The organism is Carnobacterium sp. (genome assembly GCF_032094055.1).
Classification (GTDB): domain Bacteria; phylum Bacillota; class Bacilli; order Lactobacillales; family Carnobacteriaceae; genus Carnobacterium_A.
In genome coordinates this window covers 1,985-12,188 of sequence record NZ_DAMDAK010000079.1, presented here as the reverse complement: position 1 = coordinate 12,188, position 10,204 = coordinate 1,985, and the positions used below count along the sequence as shown (strand labels likewise).

9 protein-coding genes and 1 riboswitch are annotated in these 10,204 nt (G+C 36.0%); of the genes, 4 read left to right on the top strand and 5 right to left on the bottom strand.

The window, feature by feature from the left end; genetic code table 11:
• Positions 1-83 precede the first annotated feature (83 nt).
• Entirely contained in the window at positions 84-911 is an 828-nt protein-coding gene (locus RT405_RS10890; RefSeq protein ID WP_313469658.1) for a hypothetical protein, read from the bottom strand.
• Between the two features lie 282 nt (positions 912-1,193).
• Positions 1,194-1,284: riboswitch (SMK box riboswitch) on the top strand.
• Between RT405_RS10890 and metK the strand changes: the two genes are divergently transcribed.
• Both metK and RT405_RS10880 read left to right on the top strand, forming a co-directional pair.
• The gene (gene metK, locus RT405_RS10885) at positions 1,282-2,469 is read left to right on the top strand and encodes a methionine adenosyltransferase (protein ID WP_313469656.1); all 1,188 of its coding nucleotides are present in this window, start codon (positions 1,282-1,284) and stop codon (positions 2,467-2,469) included. It overlaps the preceding riboswitch by 3 nt.
• Positions 2,470-2,567: 98 nt before the next feature.
• Positions 2,568-4,043, top strand: coding sequence for an MDR family MFS transporter (locus RT405_RS10880; protein WP_313469655.1), 1,476 nt, complete (start codon positions 2,568-2,570; stop codon positions 4,041-4,043).
• A 52-nt stretch (positions 4,044-4,095) separates the two neighbouring features.
• On the opposite strand, the gene RT405_RS10875 is transcribed toward RT405_RS10880, so the two are convergent.
• From RT405_RS10875 to RT405_RS10860, 4 genes are all read right to left on the bottom strand, one after another.
• Positions 4,096-4,659, bottom strand: a complete 564-nt coding sequence (locus RT405_RS10875) for a class I SAM-dependent methyltransferase (RefSeq protein ID WP_313469653.1) — start codon at positions 4,657-4,659, stop codon at positions 4,096-4,098.
• A 97-nt stretch (positions 4,660-4,756) separates the two neighbouring features.
• On the bottom strand, positions 4,757-5,431 hold the full coding sequence (locus RT405_RS10870; RefSeq protein WP_313469652.1) for a phosphatase PAP2 family protein: 675 nt from the start codon (positions 5,429-5,431) through the stop codon (positions 4,757-4,759).
• A gap of 112 nt (positions 5,432-5,543) precedes the next feature.
• Positions 5,544-6,494 (bottom strand): DUF4097 family beta strand repeat-containing protein, encoded by a 951-nt coding sequence (locus RT405_RS10865; RefSeq protein ID WP_313469651.1) that lies wholly within the window; start codon positions 6,492-6,494, stop codon positions 5,544-5,546.
• Positions 6,491-7,123, bottom strand: a complete 633-nt coding sequence (locus RT405_RS10860) for an HAAS domain-containing protein (protein WP_313469650.1) — start codon at positions 7,121-7,123, stop codon at positions 6,491-6,493. The genes RT405_RS10865 and RT405_RS10860 overlap by 4 nt, the downstream gene beginning before the upstream one ends.
• A 281-nt stretch (positions 7,124-7,404) precedes the next feature.
• Between RT405_RS10860 and RT405_RS10855 the strand changes: the two genes are divergently transcribed.
• Together RT405_RS10855 and RT405_RS10850 are read left to right on the top strand one after the other, a co-directional pair.
• Positions 7,405-7,659, top strand: a complete 255-nt coding sequence (locus tag RT405_RS10855) for a hypothetical protein (RefSeq protein ID WP_313469649.1) — start codon at positions 7,405-7,407, stop codon at positions 7,657-7,659.
• Between the two features lie 324 nt (positions 7,660-7,983).
• Positions 7,984-10,204: LysM peptidoglycan-binding domain-containing protein (locus RT405_RS10850; RefSeq protein WP_313469648.1), on the top strand; the 2,221-nt coding region annotated here is incomplete at its 3' end.

Genomic DNA, 10,204 nt, shown 5'->3' with positions numbered 1-10,204 from the left:
GACTTATCCCGCTTTTTATTTAAAAACGAGAACTAAAAAAGACCATCAATACTTATAAGGAGTATTGATGGTCTTTTTTAGAATCAGAAAAACCGGGTACTGATAATAGCTGCAAATATTAAGAGGAAGAAAATGGAATAGGCAGATAATTGCTTAAGCCGCGAGGAACGTCTCATTTCTTCCTTTTTAACTGGCTGAAAAGAACGCATTACTTTTACAGCCATCGGCATACTCAATAATAAAAACAAGGTAATATATCCGAAAGCAGGCCATAATATAAAGAAACTACTCAAATAAAGGAATACGAGTAAGCCAATAAATAAAATATGCAAATTTCGAACAGAAACTATTGTTTTTTCTGCTAAAGCTGTTATTTGTTCTAGTTTTACTTGGTAATTGCCTAACTCTATCAGTAGTGCTAAGACAATTAAGGGAATACTCCATAAAAAAAGCGTATTTGGAATAAAAGATAATTGAATAGAAAAACTAAGATAAGTTAAAATACCACCTTTAAAAATGGCTTGCATAACAATGGAGAACCAATCCAATCCGATTTTGATTAGATAAGAATGTCCTTGAATCAACAAGCTATAAAGTACTAAAAGCAGGCCTATTAAAGAGTTTAAAGAAGAAATAAAATAAATAATTACTAAAAGGTTAATCATTTCGCTCACTAGTAAAATAAAAGACAATACCTTTTCAGGTTTTTGGAGCCAATTGGCAACCATCTTTTCTAAAAATTGATTGAGTAAAATAAAAAGATAAAGCATAAAAAAAGGAAGAAGAGATAGTTTAACTATCTGGGCAGCATAAATGGTGCCTATTAATAAGTAGGTCAGGGGAGTTGCTAAAATAATAAAAAACGGATGGAAGAAAAAATCCCTCCATTGTGTATAAATGGTTTTATTCAACGGTAAAACTCCTTTCGCTTGCGTCTCGTTTCTATCTTACCAAAAATTACAGGAAGACACAGTATAAGGTTAAATTAATTTGAAAAAATTAAGTAGCTAATTATATGAAGCAGAAGGTACACTTACTCATTAGTGCTAAATTTGAGAATCTAATATTTTTCTAAGTAGGAAGCTGATTTTAGTCAAATGAACAAAATAAAATGTCTACAGACTGGCCTTTCATCAACTTTTCTAAAATTAAAATATTCTTTACCTAAAGTCTGGGAAGTGTGTTAAAATGTATAAGGTTTGCAAATGGATTCCCGAGAGGATTCGCTTGATAAAAAAAGTGGAGAAGCCTTGTAACCGAAAATTTAAAGGGGGAACAAAAATGACAGAAAGAAGATTATTTACTTCTGAATCAGTATCAGAAGGACATCCAGATAAAATTGCTGACCAAATCAGCGATGCTATTTTAGATGCCATCATCGCCAAAGACCCAGATGCACGTGTAGCATGCGAGACAACTGTAACAACGGGTCTGGTATTAGTGGTCGGTGAAATATCTACTTCTACTTATGTGGATATTCAAAAAGTTGTTCGTAACACCATTCGCGATATTGGTTATACGAGAGCTAAGTTTGGGTTTGATGCCGATACATGTGCAGTGATTGTAGCGATTGATGAACAATCTGCTGATATTGCGCAAGGCGTAAATGATTCAGTTGAATACAAAACAATGAATGAAGATGAACTGGATCAAATTGGAGCAGGAGACCAAGGGTTGATGTTTGGTTATGCAATCAATGAAACACCCGAATTGATGCCGCTACCTATTTCGCTAAGCCATCGTTTAGTTAGAAGACTGGCGGAACTGAGAAAAGATAAAACACTTGATTATTTAAGACCAGATGCTAAATCTCAAGTAACTATCGAATATGATGAAAATAACCAGCCTTTACGTGTAGATACAGTGGTTATCAGTACACAGCATCATCCGGATACAACTACTGATGAATTGAAAAAAGATATTATGGAATTAGTCATCAATCAAGTTATTCCAAAAGAATTATTAGATGAAAATACAAAATACTTTATTAACCCAACTGGCCGTTTTGTGATTGGCGGGCCACAAGGAGATTCGGGCTTGACTGGACGTAAAATTATTGTTGATACGTATGGTGGATATGCTCGTCATGGCGGCGGAGCATTTTCTGGTAAAGATCCGACGAAAGTTGACCGTTCAGCTAGTTACGCTGCTCGATATATCGCTAAAAATATTGTAGCAGCAGGTTTAGCTGAAAAATGTGAAGTTCAACTAGCTTACGCTATTGGAGTTGCACATCCAGTATCCATTGCCATCGATACTTTTGGAACGGGAACTGAGAGCGAAGCTGATTTAATTGCTGCAGTAAGAGCGAACTTTGACTTGCGACCAGCTGGGATTATAAAAATGCTGGACCTTCAAAGACCTATTTATAAAAAAACAGCTGCTTACGGACATTTTGGCAGAACGGATATCGATTTGCCTTGGGAAAAGACAGATAAAATCAATTCATTAAAAAATTCTTTAGCGTGATAATCGACGAGCGTATTCTAATCTTAAGAGGGTTAGGATGCGCTTTACATATACGCACAAGAAAAATTAACTATGAAATAATTTAATTGGAGGTAAATATGGAAAAAAATAAAAAACAAACAAATGTAACGATCGTAACCATTGCGATCTTTGTGGCGACATTTATGACGGCTGTGGAAGGAACAATTGTTTCAACAGCTATGCCGACGATTATCGGCAGCCTTGAAGGAATGTCCATTATGAACTGGGTCTTCTCGATCTATTTATTGACTAATGCTATTATGACACCTATTTATGGGAAATTATCAGATATGATCGGTCGAAAACCTATTTTGATAGCAGGACTGCTTATTTTTGTAATTGGTTCTTCTTTATGTGGTCTTTCGCAGACTATGACTCAACTGATACTGTTTAGAGCTATTCAAGGGATAGGAGCCGGTGCAATCATGCCGGTAACATCAACAGTTATTGCGGATATTTATCCGATAGAAAAACGTGCAAAAGTAATGGGGCTAAATGGAGCAGCTTGGGGAGTAGCAGGGATTTTTGGACCGTTGTTCGGTGGATTCCTAGTTGATCATTTAAGCTGGCATTGGATCTTTTATATTAATGTTCCTATTGGAATCATCACCATTTTGCTGTTTTTATCTTTCTTACACGAAGAGTTTACGTATGAAAGAAAAGCAGTTGATTATTTAGGAAGCATTTCCTTAACAGGCACTTTATTGTTTTTATTATATGGTATTCAAATAATAGGAGATACAGAAGAATTTAAGCTCTCTATGTTGGACTGGTTTGTTGCTTCACTAATTTGTTTCGCTATTTTTATATTTGCAGAAAAACGTGCAGCCGATCCTATTTTACCGCTAAGTTTGTTTAGCAGCCGGACTTTTGTTATTCAAAATTTAGCTGCTGCCTTAGTCAGCGGATTTTTAATAGGAGTAGATGTTTATATTCCCATGTGGATGCAAGGTTTAAAAGGATTAAAAGCCGCAATGGGAGGATTTGCAATCACGCCAATGTCGCTTACTTGGATCGTAGGGTCTTTTATAGCTGGACAGATGATGCTTAAACGGCCAGTTAAAACTATTTTAACGACTAGTCTATTAATCGTTAGTATCAGCGCTTTGATACTAACTTTATTACCTTTCACAACGCCTTTTTACGTTTTTCTTTTAATTACCGCGCTTATTGGATTAGGCATGGGATTAACGATTACGACTACTACCGTTACAATTCAAAATGTTGTTCCTAAAAACCAAATCGGTATCGCTACATCGGTAAATACCCTATTTCGGATTTTAGGGCAAACCATTATGATTTCTCTTTATGGAATTGTTTTGAACAATAAAATGGCAGAACAATTACAAATCCATCAATCAAAAGGTGTAGAAAGCAAAATGATGAATGAATTAATCAATCCATTAACAGCGATTCATTTAGATCCAGATTTATTGCCAACCTTAAGAATGATTTTATACGATGGCATTCACCATGTTTTTATCTATGGATTTATTACTGTTGTACTTGCTTTAGTATTCAATCAGTTCGCAAAAAAAGAAAATGTGATTTAAGTATAAAGAACTGCTGGCAGTGTTTAATTACTGTCAGCAGTTCTTTATTTGGTTATTTTTTTTCAATTATAAGTAAAAAGGGCGGATCGTTGCGTTGATTGATGAATCCATAATGCAAGACATTAAAAAATTGTTGGGGCAATTGTTCAGTAAATGCTAAAACAGCTTCTTTTTCTGTCTGACCTCCTTGATGTCCAGAATAAATCACCAATAGAACCAAACCGCCTTTTCGCAGCATAGGCAGAATGGCATGGATTGCTTGAATAGTTGTTTCTCCTTTTGTAATGATCTTCTTATCGCTTTTTGGCAAGTAGCCTAAATTAAAAATCGCCGCAGCGATTTCTGTCTTCTCAGGGACTACACTTTTTAAAGTCTCGTGTCCTTGCAAGTAAAGGTCGACTTGTTCGCCTAACCCTGTTAAAAGAAGCTTTTCTTTGGTGGTTTGCAGAGCCAGTGATTGGACATCGAAACCATAAACTTTACCGGTCTTTCCTACTAAAGCGGCTAACAAAATGGTGTCTCCGCCATTTCCGACGGTAGCATCAATAACTGTATCTCCCGGTATAACAGTATTTTTTAATAATGTATGACTGTAACGCATGGCATTTTCAATCATTTTGATGTCCTCCTATCTTTCAAATTCTATCTTAACACGAACATGCTAATTTTTAACGCAAAAAAATACCACTTGAAACGATTCAAGTGGCACAATTTTATTCACTATGCGGAGAAGTTCGCTTGTTAAACCAGTGCAGCCACCTTTGGTAAAGTCCAATCATTAAGGATAACCAAGCTCCACCTAATAAGTATCCGCCTAAAACATCAGAAGGGAAATGGACACCTACGTATATCCGACTCATGCCGATTAAGAGGACAAGTACAGCAGTAAAAAAGAAGATGCATCTTTTCCATACGGAGCGTCTAGTGAGTTGAATGAGCAGAAAAGCAATACCGCCGTAGCAAATCAATGATCCCATGGAGTGCCCACTGGGGAAGCTATAGCCGCCTTGCACAACTAAGTGTTTAATTGTTGGACGCTGCCGTTGGAAAATATCTTTAACGTAGTGATTTAACAAAGCAGCTCCTAAAATAGTTTGTAATGCAAACCAAAACACCATACCTAGACTTTTAGTTCTCCAGAATAAAAAAGAACTGAAAAGAAGCACGATTAAAACCATTGCAGCCACACTGCCCAAATGAGTGAAGGCTATAAAAAAGAGTGTTTTATTTTCAGATCGCTGTTCTAAAATTGGCTGACTGATAAATTGATCAAAAGATTGTATCCAATCCGCCTGAATATAGAGTCCAAAAGCAATGATACTGAATAAAAAAAACAATAAAAGGCTTGTAAAATAAGGTGCTTGTGAAACGAATTTTTTTGTCTGCATGTTCTCATACTTTCTATTAAAAATTTTTCATGAAGTTGTTTGAAACAAGTACTCATTTTACCACAACGTTTTTATCTGCACAAATTTGAAGAGACGTAACAACTTAAAGAATTTAGTTGTTTTCAAACTCTTCTTCTTGCTCTGTTAATACTGAAATATCACCTGTATCTGATTTTAATTGCATGGAGTGGCTGCCTTTACCAAATTGAACAGTAGGCACAGACTTATCAAAAAGCGAAACGCGGCCTAAGTTGGTGGAAGTAGTTATTAATAAATCAGAAGGAAGCTGTTCTGTAGTAACATAAATCGTTCCAAAGTGCGTTGTAAATGCTGTTTCCTGTTTAAGCGTATGGTTGGCTAAAGAAATCGTACCGGTATCTGCTTGTGCAGCTAAATTTCCAGCTACTTGAGAAAAATCAATTTGTCCCGAATCAGTTGTAACGGCTGTTTCTTTAGCGATCACTTCATTTAAATAGGTGGACCCTGAATCTGAATCAACTGCTACCTTTTGAATAGTGGATTGATTCAAATGTGTTGTTCCCGCAGAAGTTTGTATAGATAAATTCGCTAATTGGCTTTCTGCTACAGACACATCGCCGCTATCTGTAGTAATTATTACGTCTGATAAAGCTAAATGATCAATTGAAACCATACCAGCAGTAGTATCAAGAGCCAACAAATCGATGGACTCAGGTACTTCAAGTGTAATGTGAACATTTTCGAACTGCAAAAAATCTAAAACCGTATTCGAACGTTGTTTATGTTCTTTAATAGCCAAGTTTAATTGATCCCCCTTCTTAGAGGAATTCAATTGATAAGCTGTTGCATTGGTATCCAACCCTTCAATTTTAACAGATAGCTCTTTTGCATGGGTTTTAGCGACTTGTATAGTGGCTGAAGAACCTGTAAGGTTGATTTTTTTAATACCGTTAATGGAAATTGATTCTTGCTGAGTGACGTAGATTGAGTCATAAGCTTTTGCGTATGTAAGGCCTGCCCCAATACTTCCAACGATAATAAAAAGAAAACTTAAAACAATAAGTGCTCTCGTTTTTTTCTTCATGCTTGAGAACCTCCTGAGATCATTCGAATTGACCAAGAAAAGTAGCGTCTGAACAGCTTAAGTGAAAAAGAAGTAAGAAAATAGCAAATAATACTGATGAATAAGCCAAGACCGCACAATAAAATAGAGATGAATAATTGAAATAATGTAGCAGCTGATACAACATTAATTAGTCCGAGCATACCGACTATGGGTGCAAAAACCAATACGATTCCAGAGATCCATGCCCCAAAAAGTAAAAATAGAAAAGAGACAATGGGAATAGACAAAATAACTAGATTGAGACCAATAATGAACACGGCTCTGAAAAAATAAGCGAATGGAGAAAAACTGCTTTTGGGATAATCCTTTTTTTGCTTTGGAGCTTTGTGTTGAGTTTCGAATTCAACCCAATCACCTTGGCTGTAATGATCTTCTTTTAAATGAGGCGGCAAGCCCCGATCAGTTAAGATGGTGGCGGCTAATCGGCTGGGATGGCCTAGTTCTTTTGCAATTTGCTCTTCAGACTTTCCAGCCTCTAATCCAAGTCTAAATTTTTCTTGATAATGGGATAGAATCTTTAGTACTTCTTGCTGGGGTAAATCAACTAAGTTTAATTTTAACTCAATTAAAAAGTGTTCTTGATTCATCGTTTTGCCTCTTTCTTATAAAATATTTTTTCAATAAGTCAGTTTTAAAAAATAACAACAACTTCTTATAGCTCTTTCTAAGATACTATACCGCCTGATATAACCTATCACAATAGCCATAACGATAAATAAGCCTTAAGTCTCAGAGCGCTATCAGTCTTGAAGTTGAGAAAGTAAAAAGATGTGTTTTTTAAAAACAACAAAGAATTCACACTTCCTTATTAAATCCTTAATAACTATTCGGTACACTAGCATTAGCTAGAAGATAGGGGTGTAACAAAGTGCTCATAGATGACGTGGAAAATTTAGAAATGATTGGTTCTGGTCAAATAAAAAGTATTGAGTTTCCAAATATAATCTTGCAAACAGAAGCTAACCAATTAGTAAAAATTAAAACAACAAAACAACAACAAGCAGATGTGATCTTTTGGGAAGCGATAATGAATATTAAAGAAGCTGAGATTTGGCTGCCATTTCAAAAAGAAGTAAATTATCTGTTGGATTTTGATTGGTTGGCCAACCCTCAATATACTTAATTTCAAAGTATGAGAAAGACAGCGGAAAAAGTCCTTTAAGCTCGTATCTATCTTGAAATTGCATTTAAGAAAAACAAATAAGAAACAGAAAAAGTGGGTGGGGCTTTGGTCTCATCCGCTTTTTTGTTTAAAGAACTAATTGTTATTTACACAAGAAATATTACGATTGTGTAACGTATATTAAAAAATGGTCATGGAACTGGATAGTTCTATTAAAACAGCTTACATAACGCTATAATAGGAGAAGGACTAATAATAAGTTGTTTTCACGATTAAAGCGTTTAATTATAATCGAAGGAATCGTTTAAATCAGGAGGTATAGCATTGGAAAAAACTAGAAAAGAAAGAATCGTCGCTACAGGTAGTAAGAAGTTGTTTGGACAATTGAATCAGTCAAGTGCTGTGTATAAAAGAGGGACAGCAGTGTTAAGTACAACTTTATTAGTTAGCTTATTGGCCTTTCCTTCTTTTTCAGCATCTGCTAGTGCTAATGATTTAGCTAAAACAAGTAATAAAACTTTAGAAGACCAACTAGAAAATAAACCAGAAGTTGCTGCAGAAGGTACAGAAACTGCTGTCGAAACAGCTGCTTCATCAGCAAGTCTAAAAGAGAACAGCAAAGAAGTTCTGTCGGAAGAATCTGTCATTGAAAAAGACCAAAAGATAAAAGAATTAAAAACTTTATTGACTGCGGAAGTATTTGAAGGTTTGGATTTTGAAGAACTAAGTAGTGAAGAAATCGACGAGTTAATTACAGAAGCATTAAGTTCTGCACAAGAAGATATGAAAGATACTGAACAGCTGTCAGAAGAAGGAGCAATTGCTTCTGAGGAACTAGCTGTAGAAACTTCTCATTCTGAAAACAATGAAACTTCGCTAAATTCACAAGTAGAGGAAAATGAAACAACAGATACATACCACTTAAAGGCAGAAAAAGATGTCATTTCTGAAGAAGAAAGGACACAAGAAACAGAAGAAGTAGAAGAACCAGAACAAATAGAAACGGATGCTGTGGTAAGCGAAACAGCAAAAGAAACAGTCGCAGCAGATTCAACAAATAAGACGACTGAAGAAGAAAAAGTGACAACTGAAGTAGATGAAATAAACGAAGATGTTGCTGAAGAAAGTCGCTCAGTTGATGAAACTGAAGAACTGACAGAATCAGCACAAGAAAAGGCAACACAAGACAAAGCAACACAAGAAAAAGCGGCTCAAGAAAAAGCAGCACAAGAAAAAGCAGCACAAGAAAAAGCAGCACAAGAAAAAGTAGCACAAGAAAAAGCAGCACAAGAAAAAGTAGCACAAGAAAAAGCGGCTCAAGAAAAGGCAGCTCAAGAAAAGGCAGCACAAGAAAAAGCAACACAAGAAAAAGCGGCTCAAGAAAAGGCTGCTAAAGAAAAAGCAGCTCAAGAAAAAGCAGCAAAAGAAAAAGTAGCACAAGAAAAGGCAGCTCAAGAAAAAGCAGCTCAAGAAAAAGCGGCAAAAGAAAAGGCTGCTAAAGCCATGGAAAACGCAAAAACATACGTCATTAAATCCGGTGACACATTAAACAAAATCGCTAAAGCAAATGGAGTTTCTGTAGCTGATTTGAAGAGCTGGAATAAATTATCTTCTGATTTGATTCACCCAGGACAAGTATTGTCAGTAAATAAAGCTGCAGCTGAAACTGTAAAAGCGGCAACAGCAGCAACGGCAGCTTTAAATACGAATAAGGCAATTCAAACCATGTCTAATGCTGAATTTGTTGAATTTATTGGAGCGTATGCAGCTGAAGTTGCACCTAAAAATGATTTATATGCTTCAATTATGATTGCACAAGCAGCTTTGGAAAGCGGCTGGGGTTCTAGTAAATTATCTGCTTCTCCAAACCATAATTTATTTGGAATCAAAGGCAGTTATAATGGACAATCTGTAACAATGTATACTTCAGAATACAGTGCAAGTGGCGGCTGGATTTATATTCCGCAAAACTTTAAAAAATACCCATCTCATGCAGAGTCTTTACAAGATAATGCAAACTTATTGAAAAATGGAACGAATTGGGATAATGGTTATTATTCAGGTGCATGGATGAGTAATACTAATAGTTATTCAGAAGCAACGGCTTGGCTTCAAGGTCGCTATGCTACCGATCCTTCTTATGCTTCTAAATTAAATGCAATTATTAAAAATTATGATTTAACAAGATTTGATAGAGGGTATACTGGAGGAAATGTAACTGCTCCTTCAGTACCTGCTAATCCCAATCCTGCTCCAACTGTTCCTGGAAATTCCAATACAGCGACTTCTTCTTATACAGTAAAGAGCGGCGACACCTTATGGGGAATCGCAAACAGTAAAGGCGTTTCGGTCGCGAATTTGAAATCATGGAACAACTTGAAATCCGATACGATTTATGTTGGTCAAAGCTTAAAAATTCAAGGCGGTACAGTAACACCACCAACTACAAATACAGGAAGCGGATCTACTAGTTCTAATTCTGGTAACACGGCGACTTCTTCTTATACAGTAAAGAGCGGCGACACCTTATGGGGAATCGCAAACA

Coding starts and splice junctions, on each gene's coding strand:
- RT405_RS10870 (WP_313469652.1), bottom strand. CDS start 5,431: ATGCAGACAAAAAAATTCGTTTCACAAGCACCTTATTTTACAAGCCTT.
- RT405_RS10860 (WP_313469650.1), bottom strand. CDS start 7,123: ATGAATCAAGAACACTTTTTAATTGAGTTAAAATTAAACTTAGTTGAT.
- RT405_RS10865 (WP_313469651.1), bottom strand. CDS start 6,494: ATGAAGAAAAAAACGAGAGCACTTATTGTTTTAAGTTTTCTTTTTATT.
- RT405_RS10880 (WP_313469655.1), top strand. CDS start 2,568: ATGGAAAAAAATAAAAAACAAACAAATGTAACGATCGTAACCATTGCG.
- RT405_RS10875 (WP_313469653.1), bottom strand. CDS start 4,659: ATGATTGAAAATGCCATGCGTTACAGTCATACATTATTAAAAAATACT.
- metK (WP_313469656.1), top strand. CDS start 1,282: ATGACAGAAAGAAGATTATTTACTTCTGAATCAGTATCAGAAGGACAT.